The organism is Rania fehmarnensis (assembly GCF_056494185.1).
Map to the genome: position 1 here is coordinate 7032704 of NZ_CM151398.1, position 19343 is coordinate 7052046.

Genomic DNA, 19343 nt, shown 5'->3' on the forward strand with positions numbered 1-19343 from the left:
ATTGAAAACTCAAATTTGAAATTTCGGATTTCACGATCGCGAGCTACACGCCTCTCTTTCGTAGCCTTGGCTCTTTTGAGTCTCGCGCCTTCCACCAGCGCCCAGGACCCCGACCTCGGATCCTCCGCTGAGGAACCGGTTTCAGCCGAAGGATTGGCCATTGTTGCCAGTATCGAACAGTCGACCATCGCTGCCATCAAGAAAGCGGAGCAGTCGCTGGTCGCCATTGCCCGCATTCGCAAGGATCAAGCCAATGGAGTTCGCGCCGAACAGCTGATTGTTCCCAAGCAATTCCCCTTTGCTGACGCACCGGAGAATCCAGACTTTGTTCCCAGCGAGTTCGCTAGCGGCGTGGTCATCTCCAGCGATGGAATGATCGTGACCTGTGCGCACGCACTGGACGATGCAACCAAATACAACTATTACGTTTGGCTGGATCGCCGCGTGTATTCTGCCAGCATCGTGTCCAAGCCTGCCCAGGTTCAAGCCTCCGATCCGTACACCGACCTGGCCGTGATCAAGATCGATGCTCAAGATCTAACCCCGATGACCTTTGGTGATGCGTCACAACTGCGCAAGGGCAGCTTTGTGATTAGCTTGGGTAACCCGTATGCCACGGCTCGCGATGGCCAGGCCAGTGCCAGTTGGGGCATTGTCTCGAACTTGCGCCGCACGGCAGTGGGCAAGCAGTCCAACGATGCAACTCTGCTGACCAAGGAAAGCCAACATCAGTTCGGCACGCTGATTCAAACCGATGCTCGCTTGAATCTAGGTGCCAGTGGTGGAGCCTTGATCAACTTGCGCGGCGAGATGGTAGGGCTGACCACTTCCATCGCCGCCTTAAGTGGTTTTGAACAATCCGCTGGCTATGCCATCGCAGTCGACGACATGTTCAAGCGTGTAGTAGATGCTCTGAAGACCGGACACTTACCCGAGTTCGGATTCTTGGGCATCCAGCCCGAGGAGTTACAAGCTCACGAGCGCGCCGCCGGCCTGAAGGGTGCCCGCATCGCAGCGGTGCTACCTGGGCTGCCCGGTGATGCCGCTGGCCTGCGCAATGAAGATTGCATCGTCGAAGTCAACTCGCAACCGATCGAAGACCGCAATGGACTGTTTCGTGAGCTCAGCCAACTACCGGCCGGTGCCGAAGTCGATTTGACTGTGCAACGCAAGAAGCGCGGTGAACCCACTTACGCATCCATGCATCTCAAGGCTACGCTCAGCAAGAAATACATCTCGACCTCTCGACCGGCTTACGCGATCCACGGGCCGGAACAGTGGCGTGGCATGTTGGTCGAATATGCTACTGCCGTACCCGGTGAACTGGTGCGCGGGGGTGGGTTGGCTCAACGTCGTACCAATGCCAAGTTGGCGGTGCTGACCGTCGAACCTGATTCGGAGGCTTGGAAAGCGGGTCTGCGCGCCGGCAACTTCATCGTTTCGGTCGCCGGCACGCGCGTCAATACGCCCGAAGAATTCTACGCCGCGGCCAAGAAGGCTGAAGGGCCCGTTAGCGTTCAAGCCTATCGCAGTGAACGCTTGGAAGTGTTGACCGTTCAGTAGTCGGAGCGTTGTGCCTTAGCCGCCGATTCTTTTCATGACGGCATCTTGCGTGGGTCGCAATGCACCGGCACTACCGCGCAAACCTTGCAGTTCTTTCGGCCACAGCTCAATTTCGTAGCGATCGATCACGCCCGTGCGACCAACAACGGTAGGTACCGATAAAGCCACGTCGCGGATGCCGTAAGCACCAGCTTGCACGGAACTGACTGGCAGAATACGGCGTTGATCCAGAGCAATCGATTCGATCACATCGCGGATGGCGATTCCGACCGCAAAGCCAGCGCCGCCTTTCTTCGAAATAACCTCAGCCCCGGAGCCTTTGGTGCGAGTGAAGATCTGAGTGGCCGTGTTGTGATTCCATTTCTCGAACTTCTCCAGTGGCAAACCGCCAACAGTCGCGCTCGACCAGATGGGCACCATGCTGTCACCATGCTCACCCAGGATCAGCGCCTTGGTTTGAGTCGGTGGAGCTTGCAAATAATCAGCGATCAAACTACAGAAGCGAATCGTATCGAGCTGTGTCCCCAAGCCGATGACTTGCGATGCTGGCAAGCCTAAACGTTGCGCTGCTACATAGGTCAAGATATCGACCGGGTTGCTAACCACCAGCACGATCGCTGATTGCTTCAGACCTGCGGACTTGACTTGAGCCAAGATCTGAACGAACAAGTCGGTGTTGCGGTTGATCAAATCCAAGCGAGTTTCATCGGGCTTGCGACGCAGACCAGCGGTGATGCAAACGATATCGCTCGAAGGAATGTGATCATAGGATCCAGAGACAATCTTCTGATCGGCCACGCTGGGCGTACCATGCAGAATATCCAAAGCCTGACCAGCAGCCAGGTTTTCGTTGACATCCAGCAAAGCCAGCTCGCGCACACGACCTCCGCACTGCAGTGCAAAAGCTGCGCATGAACCCACCAAGCCACCGGCACCAATAATGCTAACTTTCATGGATGCGTCTTGAAGTTTGAAGTTTGAAGTTTGAAGTTTGAAGTTTGAAGTTTGAAGTTTGAAGTGTGAAGTGTGAAGTGTGAAGTGTGAAGTGTGAAGTGTGAAGTGTGAAGTGTGAAGTTTGAAGTTTGAAATCTAAAATCTAAAATCTGACTATCCCTTGAGGCGAGCCATTACTTGATCGGTGATCAACTTGACCAGGCGTTCTTCGTCGATGCCGGCTGTGGGTGCTGAAGAGCTGGACGCTGCAGCTGGTGCGGCAGCGCTGGTGGCTTTCGGTCCCATCGACGGTGGAGCATCGAAGGCACCGCGCGAGACGCCGGCAGCACCCCAGCTTTCGCGGAAAATATCGTTGGCGCAGATATCGCAGTTCTTGTAGTCATCGGTGTTGCGTGGATCCGCAAAGCCCCACTTGTCTTTCAGAGCCAGCAGTTCACGCTCTTCTTTTTCATTCAAGTAGTTCACTTTGCCAAGCTGCTTGGCCAACATCAGAATGCGGCAGTAGGCATCGAGAATCTCGGTCCACCAGTAAGCGCGTTCGACATCTTCACCAAAGCTGACCGTGCCGTGATTGGCCAAGATAATGACGTTACTCTTTTGAACGAACGGCAGAATCGTATCAGCAAAGGCCTGGCCACCAGGCGTTTCATAACGCGTGATTGGAACGTCACCCAGAAAGACTTCTACTTCGGGCAGCACGCACTGAGGAATCGGTTCGCGTGCGACAGCAAACGCAGTGGCATGCGGCGGATGGCAATGGACCACCGACTTGATATCCGATCGCTGACGATAGATTTCCAAATGCAGCAAAGCTTCGCTGCTGCGTTTCTTGCGTCCAGCCAGTTGCTTGCCGTTCATATCGATCAGGCAGATGTCGTCAGGCTTGAGAAAACCTTTCGATTGCATGGTCGGGGTACACAAGACTTCGTTGTCGCTGATGCGCACGGTAATGTTACCGTCGTTGGCAGCGGCAAAGCCTTTGTTGTAAATGCGTTGACCGATTTCGCAGATGTCTTGTTTGATCTTGTGAGCGTTTATCATGCGTTAACCCTAAAACTTCAAACTTTCAGTGACTCGTGAATCGTAACTGACTTCGTCTAATATGGCTGAACAGTAGGCATCGACCGGTTTCATGGCTGGCTTGAACGGTTGGGCTGCTTCGGCTCCGTCGCTGACGGCGACTTGCGATCCGAGGCCTGCGCCCATGTCGTCCCACACGATGACTAAATCGGGATCGACCGGGGCTGGTCCACCGATCGATGCCAGGCCGACCGGTTCTGTCGCCAGCAGCCGAGCTCCTTGAAAGCTCGGATGACAGCGACTGAGAGTAACATTGCCGATGACTTTATAAATGTGCATACTGGCTTCACTTGCTCCGGCTCAAGGTACGGACCAGGTTGCCGATCGCCGCCACCGTCCAGCGTGGCGCATCGACGATGAACGCTTGGGGATTGGCTTGGGCGATCGCCTCACTCAGTTCGCGCAGCGATGGCAACATCACGGCGCGACAAGATCCCGCGCTGGCCGCAGCAATACTGGCGGCAAACGGCGTGCTTGATATCCATATAGCCCGCGCTCCGCCGCTTCGCAAATGATCTGCGATCAACTTGGTAGCTTGGCTATCTTCACAAGCTTCGACTTGGGCCTGTTTCGGACACAGGCTCTTGCTCAAACTGGCAAACCAGGGCGCGGTCCCACACACCAGCAGGGGTGCGGCCGACTTAACAACCGATCTGGCACTGCCTGCTCCCCGCACCAGTTCAATCTTCTTGCTACGCAGCAGATCCACCACTGCCGGCGTAACAACTGCTCGCGCGGAGACCCGCACTCGCTGTTTACCGGCGAGGTGACTTTCGATGGCTGCCAGTGTGACCACGCGTTCATCGATGACCAGTTCATTGGGCAGGGGCTGCGCAAGTTGTCCAACACCTGCCATTAAATCGCCAGCAGTCGCCAGGCGCTCGAGCACCAAGCGAATGATCTGTTCGATTTCCGGAGGATTGGACATGTTTACGATTTACGATTGGTGATTGTAGATTTAAGCTGATTACCGCTTGATTAGTTCTGGTCTACGATGCCTAGGACGGCCCAGCGGATGGGCGAATTTTCTTTGCCGAATATTTCTCGGATGGCCGCTCCATCGCTGGTGATCATGACGCGGTCACCAGGTCCAGCGCCCATCCGATCGATGACCAGCGTCGGCGCGCCATCGGGCCTGACGCCGTCGGCCAATAGCGGCTGCGTTAGCAGCAGCTTGCAACCGGCGAGCGTGGGATGTTTGACCGTCGCATGTGCGTGTCCGCAAACCAAAGCAACTTGCATGGGACTAGCTAACCTTTGGATTGCCGAGAACCCACAGATCATCGATCAAGCTGCAGCGACGTTCACGTGTGAAGGTGAGCGGTGTGGTGACACCTTCGCCGGTGGGACCAGCGATCGAGAACGACAAGTAGCCTTCGCCACCTAGTCCTAAGCTGGCCATGCAGGGACCGTTCTTGACGAACAAGGTTGTATCCATGACCCGAGCCATCTTGGTCATATTGCGCACGTCGCGCGAGTGAATCATGCTGGTGTGCCGATAACCATGTTCGTAGTGTTTGGCCAGCTGGATAGCGTGATCTACATCGCGGCAGCGGACAAAGGGGACGAAGGGCATCATCTGTTCGACATCGACAAACGGATGGTCTTCGCTAGTTTCGCCGAAGAGCAGTTCGACTTTGGGATCGACCGTGACGCCAGCTGCTGCGGCCAACTTCGAGGCGTCTTGACCCAGTAGATCTTTGGTGGGTGCCAAGTGTTTGTGAGCACCTTCGCCAACTTCAGAGAACGCAGCTTTGGTGAGCTTGTCGACTTGGGCAGCGTTCAGCGGAATGGCGCCGGCGCGTTCCATGGCAGCCATCATCTTGTCAAAGACACTGCTGACCACGAAGACTTCTTTTTCGGCGATGCACAGCAAGTTATTGTCGTACGATGCGCCTTGAATGATGCACTGGGCGGCGCGATCCAGATCGGCTGTTTCATCTACAACCACCGGCGGATTGCCTGGTCCAGCCACGATAGCTCGCTTGCCGCTGTTGAGTGCAGCGCGGGCCACGGCTGGTCCGCCGGTGACGCAGATGAGCGCGACATCGCGGTTCTTGAAAATTGCGGCCGCCGATTCGAGCGAGGGCTCGCGAACGACGCAAATCAGATTGTCGATACCAATATCTTCGTAGATCGCCTGGTTGAAGCGCTTGACACCTTCGGCCGCCACTTTGCGTCCGCTGGGGTGTGGATTGACCACCAGTGTGTTGCCGCCAGCGATCATGCTGACTGCGTTACCTGTGATGGTCGGCAGCGAGTGAGTCACGGGCGTAATCGCACCGATGACACCGAAAGGCGCATGTTCAATCACCGCTAGGCCGCGATCGCCACTGTAGGCTTGGGTCGTCAGAAACTCGGTGCCCGGTACGCGCTCACCGAGCGTTTTGAGTTTTTCGATCTTGTGGACCAGGCGGCCGATTTTGGTTTCGTTCATTTCCATCGTACCCAGCTCTTCGCACTGGGCGATCGAGATGTGTCGAATGTGAGCGATGGCTTTCTTGCGATCTTCGAGCGAACGTTCGCGCAGCTGTTCAAACGCGCGGCGAGCGGCGGCAACCGCTTCGTTGGCATCATCAAAAATGCCGTAGCGACCTGCGCTGCCGATGGCAGGCGCTGCGCCAGCGCCGCGGACTTCGCGGATCACCTGGTTGACTACGCTACGGATGAGTTCTTCGCTTATTTGCATAACCAGCTTCGCTGTTTACTAAGTGTTAGGTTGATTGTCGCCAGCGCGACTGTAGACCGACTGTTTTTCGATACTGACTGTGTCGACGATGCCGATCACGACCGTATCGATCGGAAGTTTGTTGGTTTCGGGCGTAAAGCGAGCGCTACTACCTTGCGAGATCAGTACCATATCGCCGACGCCAGCGCCCAAAGCATCGACGGCTACAAACGTTCGGCCCGTGGTTACCAACTTGTCACGACTGTTCGTATCCAAGCGATAAGGTTCGACGATGAGCAATTTCTGCCCTTTCATCGCGGCAACTTTTTCGGTGCTGACCACCGAACCGGTGACTTTGGCGACAAACATCGCGCATTAACCTTTCAGTACGCTGAGCGTTTGACGGGCAACGATCAGCTCTTCATTGGTAGGGATGATCCAAATTTGGATGCGCGAGCCAGCTTTCTCCAAGCGAGCTTCACCGCGAGCGTTTTGGTTGCGCTCGGCATCAAGTTCGATGCCCAGTTCACTCAGGCCTGCGCACACTGCCGTGCGAATGCGCTGGCCGTTTTCTCCAATACCGCCTGTGAACACGATGGCATCTGCGCCACAGAGCGCCACCAGCATGCCACCTAGCTGTCGACGAATCTCGGCTACGTAGACATCCAGTGCCAACTGCGCATCTGCATTGCCACTATCGGCGGCTTGCTCCAAGTCACGAATGTCACCGCTGATTCCACCGGATAGTCCCAGCAAGCCGGCTTCAGTCGATAGTTTTTTAAGCGTATCGGCTAGCGACAGTCCAGTGTGCTCCATGATCATCGGCAAACAGAACGGATCGAGGTCTCCCACGCGATTGTTTTGTGGCAAGCCCGTTTGTGGACTCATGCCCATCGTCGTGGCTACGCTCTTGCCCGCGGCAATTGCAGTCAGACTGCTCGAACCACCTAAATGCAACGAGATCACACGTGCATCGCTGCGGCCCAACAATTCGGCTGAACGCGTGGCAATGTAACGATGACTGGCACCATGGAATCCCCATTTGCGAATCGGCAGCGCGTCGGACCAGGCTTTGGGTAAAGCATAGTATTGGCGAGCAGGAGGAATCGTACGATGGAAATCGGTTTCGAAGGCTGCGACCAATGGTATGTCGGGCACAGTGGAAGCCAACTGCCTCATCGCCGCCAGGTAAGGCGGGTTGTGAGCTGGTGCCACTGAGTTGACTTGCTCCATGCAATTGAGCACTTCTTCGTTGATGCGAAACACACCCTGCAGCTTGCCGCCATGCACCGCTTTGAATCCGATAGCCGAGATCTCGGATGCATCTTTGATGCAGCCATGGGTCGGATCGGTCAATTGTTCTACGCACGCACGAACGGCGACGCCATGATGCGGCACCGGCATTTCCAATTGGCCTTGATAGGCACCGATCTCAACCTTGCAGGGGCTGGACGGTGAACCAATACGTTCCACGCCACCGCGCGCCAATTGGCTCTCGGTCGTCATGTCCAGCAGGCGATACTTGAAGCTGGTCGATCCTAAGTTAGCTACTAGTATTTTCATCCTTGGTCCTACGTGTGGGTGCAGACAGTTTCATCGTCAACGTCGAAGGGCAACTACAACCTGCGTCAGCTTAGCTGAAGAACGCTTCGGCGAGTCCTTCGGCGGGACGTGGAATGATGTGGCTGGAAACCAGTTCACCGACCTGCGAAGCAGCCGTTGCACCGGCTTCGACTGCAGCCCGAACACTGCCCACATCACCGCTGACAACCGTGGTCACCAAACCACCGCCGATGTCGACGCGTTTGACGATTTCAACGCTGGCTGCTTTGACCATTGCATCGGTCGCTTCGACCAACGCCAACAGACCCTTTGTCTCAATTAGACCAATTGCTTTTTGCATATTCGTACCGTAACTCGATTGAAGTGGAATTTATGTGATGGGATCAAAACAAACATGAAGCTTAGGAAACAGGACCAGCCGTTCCACCAACCTTCAATACGCGCGACAGATCCTCATGAGGACGAGCGATCACTTGCACGCTGACAACTTCACCCACGCGACCAGCAGCCGCTGCGCCGGCATCGGTAGCAGCTTTCACAGCAGCCACGTCACCGGTTACAAATGCGGAAACCAGGCCACTGCCAACTTTGTCCCAACCCAAGAACTGAACATTGGCGGCTTTCATCATCGCATCGGTCGCTTCGACCAACGAAACGAAACCCTTGGTTTCGATCATGCCTAAGGCTTCAGAAATCTTTGCCATACTTGTCTTTCTCCTAGCTTTCGCCATTGAAGAGGTACCTTAAAACCGTTTCTCAGATCGAAAGGGTCATTACCCTCAGATCTCAAACTACTAATTTCAAACTTCAAACTTCATCAGTGTCCTTGGCAGCTGCAGGGCTTGCCTTGGGGCTTGATGATAATTTCGGTGGCCGCATCGAGATTGCAGGCGTTGCCTTCGTCGGTATCGATGTGAACTTCCAACTTGGCATTCTTGTCAGCTCGCACCAATAAGTCTTCGAACGAGACGGTGCACTGCGGGCTCTTGATCGTCAGCGTCATCAGTTCGCCATTCTTGACGCCCAAGAGTTCGCAGTCTTGAAAGTTCATATGCACGTGGCGCGCGGCGCGGATCACACCTTGAGTCAGTTCCACTGCGCCGGCTGGGCCAACCAGCACGCATCCAGGTGTGCCTTCGATGTTGCCACTGTGTCGCACTGGAGCTTGAATGCCCAGCGAGATCGCATCGGTCATCGCCAGTTCGACCTGACTGAAATTGCGGGTTGGTCCTAGCACACGCACTTCGGGCAACATGCGGCGCCGTGGACCGACGACCATGACCGTTTCTTCAGCGGCGTAGAAACCATCTTGAAACAGAGCTTTGCCGGGAGTCAACTTGCGGCCAGGGCCGAAGAGTTTCTCGACATGCTCGTCAGTCAAATGCACGTGTCGAGCTGAAATGCTGACCACTAAATGCGACGGCGTGGCCTGCTTGCCTGCGGGCTGGCTGGTCACGGGAATCGGTGCCGAACTGTGGCCGTTGGAACTGCTGATACGACGAACGACTTGACGAACGAGCTGTTCGACGTGCGAGCGATCAATGCCGGATGCACTCATCGATGGATTGCTTTTGGGTTGGGTTGGCTTGGATTGGGTTGGGTTGGACTTCTGAAACTTGAGTTTTCAGTTTTCAGAATTCAAATTCAGGCGCTGAGGTCATCTTGTTCTTTAATATTGGCGGTCTCCGCCAAGTGTAGTTCGACGCCAGCGCACCTGAGACGCTCGCGCCACGTACTATCCAACTCATCGTCACTGACGACCGTGTCTACGTCGGATAACTCGCATAACCGGGCCAGCGAACTGCGACCAAACTTGCTGCTATCAGCCACCACGATGGTGGTGTCCGCTGCTTTCATCATGGCTCGTTCTGTTTCTACGAGCAGTAAATTGCTGTTGTAATACCCACGCTGATCAGCCCCCGCGATGCTCAACACCGCTTTTTGAACATTCAGCGATGCCAACATCTGGTTGGCGTAAGGTCCTAGTGAAACGCCGGTGCGGCTATGAACGTAGCCGCCCAGCAACACCAAATCGACTTGCTCGCTGGCAGCGAACAAGTTGGCCAAAGGCAACGAATTGGTCACGATCTGTAACGGGCGTCCCACGAGTTGCCTGGCCAATTCGTAAGTCGTACTACCGCCGTCCATCAGAACCGTGTCATGCGGCTCGATCAGCCGACTCGCCGCAATGGCGATCTGCCGCTTCTTTTCCCACTGCCCAGCCCGCCTGTTCTCGAACAATCTCAAGCTAGCTGTCGGGCCGGTGAAGAATACGCCGCCATGCGTTCGTTGAGCCTCTCCTGTTTCCTCAAGCGCATCCAGATCGCGCCTGATCGTCGATTCGCTTACTTCCAGCGCGGCTCGCAGGTCCGGTATGGACACAAAGCCTTGAGCGCGAATTAGTTCCAACAGCTTCATCCGCCGCTGTTCGGACGTCATCGCACTGCTCATGGATCAATCCTCGTGCCTGCCCGGATCTGCCCACCAACCATCGCTGGACTGACTGAATTCTATCACGCCCCTGAAAGATTTCAATCACGCCAGCCGGCACAGTCGCCGTGTTTTGCCTAGTTTTTCAATGGCAGAGAATTTTGTGTGCGATTCTGACCGTTTGCGACCGCGGCGAAGGTCGAATTGCTTCACGCATCTCTTTTCTGAAACGCAGTGTTCGCAGAGCCCGCCGAACCCTCTCTTTGCTTCCAATTTCGCCACTACAATGGCGACGTTCGATTTTGAATGCCTTCTTGTCAGGCTAGCAAGAGCTGGCCTGCTCCCTAATCCTCAAATAGATGCGTATGCGAATATTTTTGATAGCTTTTGGGCTGCTGGTATGCAGCAACATTTTCATGACGTTTGCTTGGTACGGTCACCTCAAGAACTTGGGAACCCGGCCAATTTTGGTGGCTATTCTGGCGAGTTGGGGGATCGCGTTTTTCGAGTATGTCTTGCAAGTGCCGGCCAACCGACTGGGGCACCAGGTCATGACGCTCGGGCAACTCAAGATATTGCAGGAGGTTATCACGCTGGCGGTATTTGTCCCCTTTGCCGTGTATTACATGCGTGAGAAGCTGACGTGGGACTACTTGTGGGCCGGCCTCTGCCTGCTGGGCGCCGCCTTCTTCATCTTTCGCCGGAACCTATTCACCTAAGGCATTCTTATCTGTAGATGGCCCCGGCGGCCGCCCCGGTAGCCGACGCCGCCAGACTTTGGTTCATCCAATCTCCGGCGCGACGATTGGGGACATCCCCGGGCGGGCCCGGGGACAGACGTTGGGTGTGAGGGGGCTGGGGTTAGAGGGTGCTGAGCGGCTGGGGACAGCCGCTCTACGATCAGGGACAGACCCTGGGCTGATTGGCTAGCATTGGACTTTTGACCGCCTGCGCGTGCTCTGTCCCCGGGCGCGCCGGGGGACAGACGTTGGGTGTGAGGGGGCTGGGTTAGAGGGTGCTGAGCGGCTGGGGACAGCCGCTCTACGATCGGGGACAGACCCTGGGCTGATTGGCTAGCATTGGACTTTTGAGCGCGTGCGCGTGCTCTGTCCCCGGGCGCGCCGGGGGATAGACGTTGGGTGTGAGGGGGCTGGGGTTAGAGGGTGCTGAGCGGCTGGGGACAGCCGCTCTACGAGTCGGCTGCAAGTAACTCGCCTTGCAAGTTCTTGAATTTCGGGTACATTTTGGTCCAAACAAATTACGATTTTAAAGCTTTATCGAGTGTGTCGGCCTGGCAAGGCGGCATGTAACACAAGTGGTGTTAAGGACTTATGAGTATTTCGACCGATTCACGACGTCAGGCAATTGAGCAATTTCGTGGTAGCGAAAACGATTCGGGCAGTTCGTCCGTGCAGATTTCGCTGCTAACGCAACGGATCAATCACTTGACCGAGCACATGCGCACCAACACCAAAGACTATTCCAGTCGCCGTGGTTTGCTGCGTTTGGTTAGCAAGCGCCGTGGTCTTTTGGACTACGTGCGTCGACACGACCCTCAGCGATACTTGGACATCATTAGTCGCCTGAATATCCGCAAATAGTTTTGCAGCTTAAGTTCGGGTCTGGTCCTGCCATTCTGCCAGGCCCCACTTGTTGTCAATTGCTTTTCGCTACCCACGTCTGCGCACTTGGATTCTTGGTCGCCTGCACGAGAGAAGCTTCTACGGGAATTTCTTGGCAGGGCAAGCAGCGCTGGTTACGCCTGTGTGTGCAGCTTTTTAGGAATCATTAGTTGGAACAAGCGGTATCGCCACTTTAATGGTACCGTTTGCGGCCAGCCTTCTGATGCTGGCCCTGTTTTCGTCGTGTGTCGCCAATCGATTGGCACATAAGACTGTTGTCGCCTCTGAGGTTCTTTACCCAGCACCCGGTGCGACCCAAGTGCGAGAATCACTGATTGCCGGCCATTGCCGGCCGACTGGCGACGTGCCTGTCCAATGCCTCGCACTCATGTAGTAGTTGTTTGTAGTAGGAAATAGTGAAGTGAAGATTCGAGTAGAAAAACAAATTGGCGCACAAGTCCTGTCCTTTGAAACAGGGCAATTGGGTAAACAAGCAGCCGCCTGCGTTATGACGCAGTATGGCGACACATTGGTACTAAGTGCCGTTGCCAACGGACCATCGCGACCTGGCACCGATTTTTTTCCATTGACCTGCGATTATCGCGAACGCATGGCCGCCGCCGGTAAATTTCCAGGTGGTTTCCTCAAACGTGAAGGCCGGCCTACCACCAAAGAAACGTTGACCAGCCGCCTGATCGACCGCCCCATTCGTCCGCTTTTCCCCAAAGGATACAACGACGAAGTTCAAATCCAGTGCATGGTCGTCAGCAGCGACTTGATTAACGATGCCGACGTCATCGCTATGAACGGTGCCGCAGCCGCACTGCTAATTACGCCACTGCCATTCCAGGGGCCAATCGCCTCGGCCCGCGTGGCACGCATCGATGGCGAGTTGATCGCTTTCCCAAATTCCGATCAGCTCGACGAGAGCGAATTGGATCTGATCATCTCCGGCAGCGAACATTCGATCCTGATGATCGAAGGCTTTGCCCAAGAACTGCCCGAAAACGAAATGGTCGACGCGATTGTGTATGGACACAATATCGTTCGCGAAGTCATCGGCCTGATGCGCCAATTGGCCGATCGCGTCGGTGTCAAGAAGATGGAGTTCGTCGCTCCGTCGGACAACGGCCTGTTCGATCGCCTGTGCAGCACTTACTACGATCAGTTCCGCACTGCCAAGACGACCGAAGGCAAGCATGCCCGAGCCGACGCAGTAAAAGCTCTGAAAGAAAAAGCCTGGTCGGAAATCTCTCCCGACCCTGCTAACCCAGCAGTTGATCCCAACCAGTTCTCGTCCGTCTGGCATGACCTACAAGAGAAGGTCGTGCGCGATTTGATCATGAGTGGAACGCGGCCTGACGGTCGCGATCGCACTAGCCTGCGAGCCATCGAATGCGAAACCGATGTGCTGCCTCGCACCCACGGCTCTGCGATCTTCCAACGCGGCGAAACTCAATCGCTGATCACCGTCGCCTTGGGTACCGCTCGCGATGAACAGCGCGTCGATGGCCTGGTCGAAGAATACAGCAAGAAATTCATGCTCGACTACAACTTCCCGTCGTTCTCTGTCGGCGAATGCCGTCCGATTCGCGGTCCGGGTCGACGTGAAATCGGTCACGGCGCCCTGGCAGAACGCAGTGTCGCTCCCGTGCTACCAGATCACGAGGAGTTCCCTTACACCATTCGCGTCATCAGCGATATTCTCGAATCGAACGGTTCGAGCTCGATGGCCAGCGTTTGCGGAGCTACGCTCGGTTTGATGGCCGCTGGAGTACCGATCACCAATCCCGTGGCCGGCATCAGCATCGGCCTGGTCAAGCAATCCCATGACCAGTGGGTCTTGCTGACCGACATCATCGGCGACGAAGATCACTACGGCGATATGGATTTCAAGGTCGCGGGAACTCCCGATGGTATCACCGGTATTCAGTTGGACTTGAAGATCGACGGTATCAGCGAAGAGATCGTCCGCGCAACTCTGAAGCAAGCTCGCGAAGCGCGCATGGAAATCTTGCGGAAGATGATCACAGCGATTCCTCGGCCACGTACCGAGACCAGTCGCTACGCGCCACGCTTGCTACGCACCAAGATCGATCCAGACAAGATTGGCCTCTTGATCGGCCCTGGCGGCAAGAACATCCGCGCCATCCAAGAAGACACCGGTGCCACCATCGATGTTGAAGATGATGGTTCGGTAACAGTCGCCGCTGCCGACGGTGATGCTGCCAAGGCAGCCTTGGCTCGCGTTGAAGCTTGCACGGCCACGGCACAAATCGGCAAGATCTACGACGGCGTCGTTTCCAGCATCCGCGACTTCGGTGCGTTCGTCGAAATCCTCCCCGGTCGCGATGGACTCTGTCACATCAGCGAACTGTCCAGCGGATTTGTCTCCAGCGTCGATGACATCTGCAAAGTCGGTGATGCCATGAAGGTCATCGTCATCGACATCGATGAACAAGACCGCGTCAAGCTGAGCCGTCGCCGCGCCTTAGAAGAACTCGGCGTTGAAGACGAGTTTGCTAACCTGACCGAAGGCGAAGCTGGCGAACGTCCTGAGCGCGCAGAACGCCCAGACCGTGGCCCAGATCGCGGTGGCGATCGTGGCGGTCGTCCACGTAGCGGTGGCGGTGGCGGACGTCGAGATGGTGGCGGTCGCAGCAGCGGCGGCGGTGGCCGCGGCCGACGCTAAGCGATTGCTTCAGCAAACAAACAAGAATAGCCGACGTGAAAGCGCCGGCTATTTTTATTGATGATTGATGATTGATGATTGATGATCTCAAATCTCAAAGCGGATGCACTCGATGATTTCTGCATGCACCTGTTCAACACTCTGCGTAGCATCGATCACGAAGCTCTTGCCGCCGGCAAAAGTGTGCTGCTCCAAAAAGCCGCGGCGCACATTCTCAAAATAGGTCCTGCCTCGACTTTCCAGTCGATCGCGGGTTCGCGTGATCCGCTGGGCTGCGATATCGACTGGCAAGTCCAAAACGATCGTCACATCGGGATCGAGCCCGCCGGTAGCCACACGTCCTACGCTCCACAGCGATTGAGGCGATAGACCTCCGGCTACGCCTTGATAAACCACATTGGCCAGCAAGTAACGATCGGTAATCACAAAGTCGCTTGCGGCCAGCGCGGGCCGCAGGACTTCGCTGACTAGTTGTGCACGACTGGCCATGTACAGCAGCATCTCGCTGGTCGGCGCCAGCGGTATCTCTTGTTTGTGCAGCAGTATTTCGCGCAGTGCTTCACCGAGTTTTGTGCTACCCGGGTCGCGATAGGTCTCAACCGATTTGCCTTGGCCGGTTAACCACTCGACCAACAGTTGAACTTGAGTCGATTTGCCGCCGCCATCGACGCCATCGAGCGTTATAAATTTTCCCATGTGTTCCGACTACATATTCTGTGCGATCTGGCTAACGATAGCCTGATCAAAGTAGTTGATGGACATACCAGCATCGACGACGATGGATTGAGCCGTGATACCCGAGGATCGCGGACTGAGCAAGAAGGCAGCGGTATTGGCGACTTCGTCAGTCTGCACCGCTTCATGCCGAGGAATAACCTTTTCCGCGAACAAGTACGAATCGACGTAACCTGGAATGCCCGCCGATGCACTGGTTTTCAGTAAACCTGCTGCGACACCATTGAAGCGAACTTGCGAAAAGCGGCTGAAGGACTTTGCCAAGAACGCCAGCGAGGAATCCAGGGCGGCCTTGATGGGTGCCATATAACCGTACGATTCGCTGGCCATGCGCGTGGTCGAAATACTGATGGTGACCACGCTGGCATCGCTGGCTAGCTGGCTCTTGAGCGCATTGACGATGGCGATCAAGGAAAAGCAGGAGATGTCCATCGCTTGCAAGAACTGCGCTCGACCCGTTTCATGAAACGGTTTGATGCCATCGCTGTAGTCAGCAAAAGCAATCGAATGCACCACACCATGAAATTGATCGAAGTCGTGTACCAACTGTGCAGCCAGCGCATCGATTTCCGCTTGTCGCTCGACATCGCACACATACACAGGTGCATCACCCAGCAGCTTTGCCAGTTGCGTTTTGCGCTGGGCACTGCGGACTACATAGACAACGTTGGCTCCCACCTCAGTCAGCACTTGGGCGATGCGATAGGCCACACTCTTTTTGTTGGCGACACCAAATACCAGAATGTGCTTGCCCGCCAACTGTAGAAAATTCATGCGTCAAACCTTTAAACAACAGTACATGCAAAATCCAGTCGGGCAGCCAGTTTGCCACCGACGATAACCTTACCGGTCATGAAATAGGCCGTCGAAACGACTTCGGTTAGCGTCACTTCGATATCGACCGTGTCGCCAGGCCGCACCATTTGTTTGAACTTCACGCCGTCCAAACGTGTGGCCACCGGGACTTTGTTACCCTCAGGCACTTTATCAGCCAGCAAGATGGCTCCGCTTTGCAGAGCGCATTCGCATAGGATCACACCAGGCACGAGAGGGAAATGAGGGAAGTGCCCCTGGAGAAAGAATTCATCCGCACGAAACGTCTTACGACAGTGGATCTTGGATGCATCCTGCAAAACGACTTCGTCGACCAGCAACATCGGTGGTCGATGTGGTATGGCCTTTAGTATGGCATCAGGTATTGCGGGCATTTTTGGGGAATAGCTTGTTCAAGGAGACTTGGCGCTCGCAGGTGTACTGACTCCCTCGGGCAGCATAAAAGGCACTCCGAGGTTGTCACCGTTGGGTTTGAATGTACCGCCATCGACGTCTACGTAAATGGGATTGCAGAGGGCCACAGGCGGCATTTTACCGAACTCTTCCCCGAAAACTTCGCCCAGCGTTAACCCTTCGCCAATGGCGGCAACCACAAAATGGGTGTCCTGGCTGAGCACAGGAATTTCCAACTCGTGTTCGAACCGAACATGGCTAGTGCCGAACAGGCTGCCATGAGTACCGCGCGTGAAATTCATCTCGGGCACAGGGCGTCCATTGGCAAAGACTTGAACGCGATTGATGTCGTACCAGTTGGCGCATTGCACGCGAATCCACAACCGGGTCTGCTTGTCCGCCAGCTTCGACAAATCGATTCGATTACCTGGGATGGTGCGCCGCACGGAGTTATCCCCTTGGTTTCGCAATTCAACTTGCAGAAAGGGAGCCGTCGTCATCGTCATGTTGCCAGCCTGGATGGCCGCCAACATTTCTTCGAGCTTGATCTTGGCCGGATCATCGGTGGAAGAGGCGATGTAATTGCGCAGCCATCCCGATCCATGCCAGTTGTAATGAGCATCGGTGTTGACCACGGCCGGCGAGCTATAACCCAAGTTAATCAACTGCAGCCAGGCAAACGGACGATTCTCACCGCGATCGCGCGGCGCAAGATCCACCGCTGGCACAGAAAAGATACGTTCTAGCGGATGGATCTCGACCACGTCCATCAAGTCAAACATCTCACGAAAGCCAGCGTCCGCCTGGCCATCCAAATCGCGATCACCCAGAATCTGCGGCAGATGAGGATGATTGATCTGAACAACTTTGTCACTGTTGTCATCCCACATAGCCAGGCGTTTGATTTGAACTACGGGATCGACATCGGTAATCGGCCCACCGCCATCTTGCAGATGGGGAGTTCGTTTTAGCGGAAAGGCGTTTTGATGATTCACTGGCAGCGGTGAACCGGTCAACTCCATCCCGGTACACGTGGCCAGCAGCGCGGTAGCTTTTAGCTGTTGCAGATCATCTTCATAAGTGTCGATGCGATTGTGTTCGGTACACGGAGCAAACTCCAGGTGTTCCGCCAGCAGATTCAGCACGCGGCCAAGTTGATGGGAGGTGTTATCGCCCGAGGGACTACTGTGACTGTGAAATTCGCCGCTTATCCAACCGGTCGTATCTACCGAACGAATTAGCTCGGCATTCAACTGAGCCACCAGGCCGGCTTTGACTTCGAGTTCTTTCGTGACCGCATCATATTCAGGTCCGTGGCTGATCAGCACAGAATACTTGCCGGGTGCCAACGGATAGGACACGGTGCCGTCGGCCGTATAGAGTAAGTTGCGAACGCCGAAATCGGCGCCGTCGGGACCATAGTTGGGCGACTCGGTAAACGCCCCGTTACTTTCAATGCCGATTACCTGCAGCTTGGCCGGTATGGGCGTGCCGGCTTGGTCCACGATTTTGGCTTTGATACGCGATGCCGGCGCAAGGGTTAGCGATTGCGCCAGCGCATTAACGCCGAGACTAATTTTGTGCTCTCGCGTGGGACGAGCGTAGGGGCGGATCAAGACGTCGTAGTCGCCTTGCTCCAAGCGCATGCGCACCCAGCCTTGCCTGTCAGAGTTGACCAAACCTAACGACTTACCATCACGTTTAAATTCAACTGTGCAGCTACTGACGGCGCCATCTGCCGCGTTCAGCTCCAATTGATAATATTGAATCGGACGATTGTTTCGCAGCGCGCCGGCGATGGATCGAATGCCTGGTACTCCTTGGCTGCAAATTACCTGGCCACTCCAACTGTGCGATTGGCCAGCCTCGATGATTGTCGGAACTTCTTTATGTGTTAGCGAAAGGATGCGAGCTTCTTTGCCCACTTGCAGTGGACCGACGGTAGGCAAGATGCCGTAGGCTTGGCCGAAGTATTGATCAGCAGCCCAGACGGTGCGCAGAGTGTCTTCGTATTCCGATTTGAACGAAGGACCATCACAGCGCAGCGTGTCGAGCGCAAGGATCTCCAGTTGGCCGGCCAGTTTATTGGTTACTTCGACCGCGTAGCCCAGGGCTTCGTCGCCATCGCCCAGTTGATAGGTGACCAGTGCCACACTATCGCTGCCTTTGGTTGGAGTACCACCGAAACTGACTTCAAGTCGTCGCCCTTCGAAGCGTGTATTGGAACCCAGTGGCTCTTGTTTTCCATCGGCTCGCACTGTGGCTGGAGCCATGTCATGAAAATTGAATCGTCCGCCCCCTGGATAAAAGCAACCCAGCTGGTCGGAATTGACTCCGCGCAAGGTCATGTCAATCAACATTCCACCTACATTGCGCACACCCATATTTGCGTTACGTGTCGAAGTTGGTTGTGCAAGCACGGCGACCAGGTGTTCGTTGCGTAAGACCCAGTCCCCGTAGATCGCATCACTCTCTTTACCACGTGGGCAAAGCTTGTCGAAGTTCTGCTCGTTCAGCTGAATAAGTTCCGCACCCGGTAGAGTTGCCGAAAACAGCCATTGGGCCAACAGGCAAAGCAGCAGTCGAAGTCGCATGATCGCGTCCAATAGTCAGCGGGGTGATTAATCGAGTTCCATGCCGAGGGTTTCCAGCCCAGGAGTATTCTAAGCGCGTGGCCGTTAGCCAAACCAGGTAGTGGCGTTGGCCGGCTAATGTCTTGGGCCAAGTAGTTTCAGTGCGTCGATAGTGGCATACGCTGTTGAAACCGTCTATGATTGGGGGCTCCTCATTCCCTGCCACTTGCTGATTC

General features: G+C 55.4%; 20 protein-coding genes. 4 read left to right on the forward strand and 16 right to left on the reverse strand.

All coding sequences use genetic code 11. From position 1 onward, the window contains the following. Nucleotides 1-15: 15 nt before the first annotated feature. Entirely contained in the window at nucleotides 16-1563 is a 1548-nt protein-coding gene (locus tag SH573x_RS23835) for a S1C family serine protease (RefSeq protein WP_479350420.1), read from the forward strand. Between the two features lie 15 nt (nucleotides 1564-1578). Here SH573x_RS23835 and SH573x_RS23840 read toward each other — a convergent pair whose 3' ends face one another. The 12 genes from SH573x_RS23840 to SH573x_RS23895 all read right to left on the reverse strand — a co-directional run bounded on the left by SH573x_RS23840 (nucleotide 1579) and on the right by SH573x_RS23895 (nucleotide 10279). After that, nucleotides 1579-2517, reverse strand: coding sequence for a lactate/malate dehydrogenase family protein (locus SH573x_RS23840; RefSeq protein WP_479350422.1), 939 nt, complete (start codon nucleotides 2515-2517; stop codon nucleotides 1579-1581). A 153-nt stretch (nucleotides 2518-2670) separates the two neighbouring features. After that, nucleotides 2671-3558 carry a class II aldolase/adducin family protein gene (locus SH573x_RS23845; protein ID WP_479350423.1) on the reverse strand — a complete coding sequence of 296 codons (888 nt, stop codon included), beginning with the start codon at nucleotides 3556-3558 and terminating at the stop codon, nucleotides 2671-2673. Between the two features lie 9 nt (nucleotides 3559-3567). Beyond that, entirely contained in the window at nucleotides 3568-3876 is a 309-nt protein-coding gene (locus tag SH573x_RS23850) for a EutN/CcmL family microcompartment protein (protein ID WP_479350425.1), read from the reverse strand. Between the two features lie 7 nt (nucleotides 3877-3883). After that, the gene (locus SH573x_RS23855) at nucleotides 3884-4525 is read right to left on the reverse strand and encodes a hypothetical protein (RefSeq protein WP_479350427.1); all 642 of its coding nucleotides are present in this window, start codon (nucleotides 4523-4525) and stop codon (nucleotides 3884-3886) included. Nucleotides 4526-4575: 50 nt separating this feature from the next. Beyond that, nucleotides 4576-4839: a EutN/CcmL family microcompartment protein gene (locus SH573x_RS23860; RefSeq protein WP_479350428.1), complete on the reverse strand. Its 264-nt coding sequence runs from the start codon at nucleotides 4837-4839 to the stop codon at nucleotides 4576-4578. A gap of 4 nt (nucleotides 4840-4843) precedes the next feature. Beyond that, nucleotides 4844-6286 carry an aldehyde dehydrogenase family protein gene (locus tag SH573x_RS23865; protein ID WP_479350429.1) on the reverse strand — a complete coding sequence of 481 codons (1443 nt, stop codon included), beginning with the start codon at nucleotides 6284-6286 and terminating at the stop codon, nucleotides 4844-4846. An 18-nt stretch (nucleotides 6287-6304) separates the two neighbouring features. Further along, complete coding sequence (locus tag SH573x_RS23870) at nucleotides 6305-6634, reverse strand: EutN/CcmL family microcompartment protein (RefSeq protein ID WP_479350430.1); 330 nt, start codon at nucleotides 6632-6634, stop codon at nucleotides 6305-6307. A 6-nt stretch (nucleotides 6635-6640) separates the two neighbouring features. Continuing rightward, nucleotides 6641-7828: an acetate/propionate family kinase gene (locus SH573x_RS23875; protein ID WP_479350432.1), complete on the reverse strand. Its 1188-nt coding sequence runs from the start codon at nucleotides 7826-7828 to the stop codon at nucleotides 6641-6643. A gap of 70 nt (nucleotides 7829-7898) precedes the next feature. Next, on the reverse strand, nucleotides 7899-8168 hold the full coding sequence (locus SH573x_RS23880) for a BMC domain-containing protein (protein WP_479350434.1): 270 nt from the start codon (nucleotides 8166-8168) through the stop codon (nucleotides 7899-7901). A gap of 61 nt (nucleotides 8169-8229) precedes the next feature. Next, a complete protein-coding gene (locus SH573x_RS23885; protein ID WP_479350435.1) occupies nucleotides 8230-8532 on the reverse strand; it encodes a BMC domain-containing protein in 303 nt (100 codons plus the stop codon). A 113-nt stretch (nucleotides 8533-8645) separates the two neighbouring features. Next, entirely contained in the window at nucleotides 8646-9386 is a 741-nt protein-coding gene (gene pduL, locus SH573x_RS23890) for a phosphate propanoyltransferase (protein ID WP_479350437.1), read from the reverse strand. An 86-nt stretch (nucleotides 9387-9472) separates the two neighbouring features. Then, nucleotides 9473-10279: a DeoR/GlpR family DNA-binding transcription regulator gene (locus SH573x_RS23895; RefSeq protein WP_479350439.1), complete on the reverse strand. Its 807-nt coding sequence runs from the start codon at nucleotides 10277-10279 to the stop codon at nucleotides 9473-9475. Nucleotides 10280-10623: 344 nt separating this feature from the next. Here SH573x_RS23895 and SH573x_RS23900 point away from each other — a divergent pair, with 344 nt between their 5' ends. The 3 genes from SH573x_RS23900 to pnp all read left to right on the forward strand — a co-directional run bounded on the left by SH573x_RS23900 (nucleotide 10624) and on the right by pnp (nucleotide 14572). Beyond that, nucleotides 10624-10977: a DMT family protein gene (locus SH573x_RS23900; RefSeq protein ID WP_479350440.1), complete on the forward strand. Its 354-nt coding sequence runs from the start codon at nucleotides 10624-10626 to the stop codon at nucleotides 10975-10977. 612 nt (nucleotides 10978-11589) lie between these two features. Next, nucleotides 11590-11859 (forward strand): 30S ribosomal protein S15, encoded by a 270-nt coding sequence (gene rpsO / locus SH573x_RS23905; protein ID WP_479350442.1) that lies wholly within the window; start codon nucleotides 11590-11592, stop codon nucleotides 11857-11859. A 442-nt stretch (nucleotides 11860-12301) separates the two neighbouring features. Next, nucleotides 12302-14572, forward strand: a complete 2271-nt coding sequence (pnp, locus tag SH573x_RS23910; RefSeq protein WP_479350444.1) for a polyribonucleotide nucleotidyltransferase — start codon at nucleotides 12302-12304, stop codon at nucleotides 14570-14572. Nucleotides 14573-14659: 87 nt separating this feature from the next. Here pnp and tmk read toward each other — a convergent pair whose 3' ends face one another. Genes tmk through SH573x_RS23930 form a run of 4 tightly spaced genes read right to left on the reverse strand, consistent with a single transcriptional unit; the run spans nucleotide 14660 to nucleotide 19128 of the window. Beyond that, nucleotides 14660-15268 (reverse strand): dTMP kinase, encoded by a 609-nt coding sequence (gene tmk, locus SH573x_RS23915; protein WP_479350445.1) that lies wholly within the window; start codon nucleotides 15266-15268, stop codon nucleotides 14660-14662. Nucleotides 15269-15277: 9 nt separating this feature from the next. Beyond that, nucleotides 15278-16081: an enoyl-ACP reductase FabI gene (locus tag SH573x_RS23920; protein ID WP_479350447.1), complete on the reverse strand. Its 804-nt coding sequence runs from the start codon at nucleotides 16079-16081 to the stop codon at nucleotides 15278-15280. Between the two features lie 11 nt (nucleotides 16082-16092). After that, nucleotides 16093-16515, reverse strand: a complete 423-nt coding sequence (locus SH573x_RS23925) for a 3-hydroxyacyl-ACP dehydratase FabZ family protein (RefSeq protein ID WP_479350448.1) — start codon at nucleotides 16513-16515, stop codon at nucleotides 16093-16095. Nucleotides 16516-16533: 18 nt separating this feature from the next. After that, nucleotides 16534-19128, reverse strand: a complete 2595-nt coding sequence (locus SH573x_RS23930; RefSeq protein WP_479350450.1) for a CehA/McbA family metallohydrolase — start codon at nucleotides 19126-19128, stop codon at nucleotides 16534-16536. Nucleotides 19129-19343: the final 215 nt, after the last annotated feature.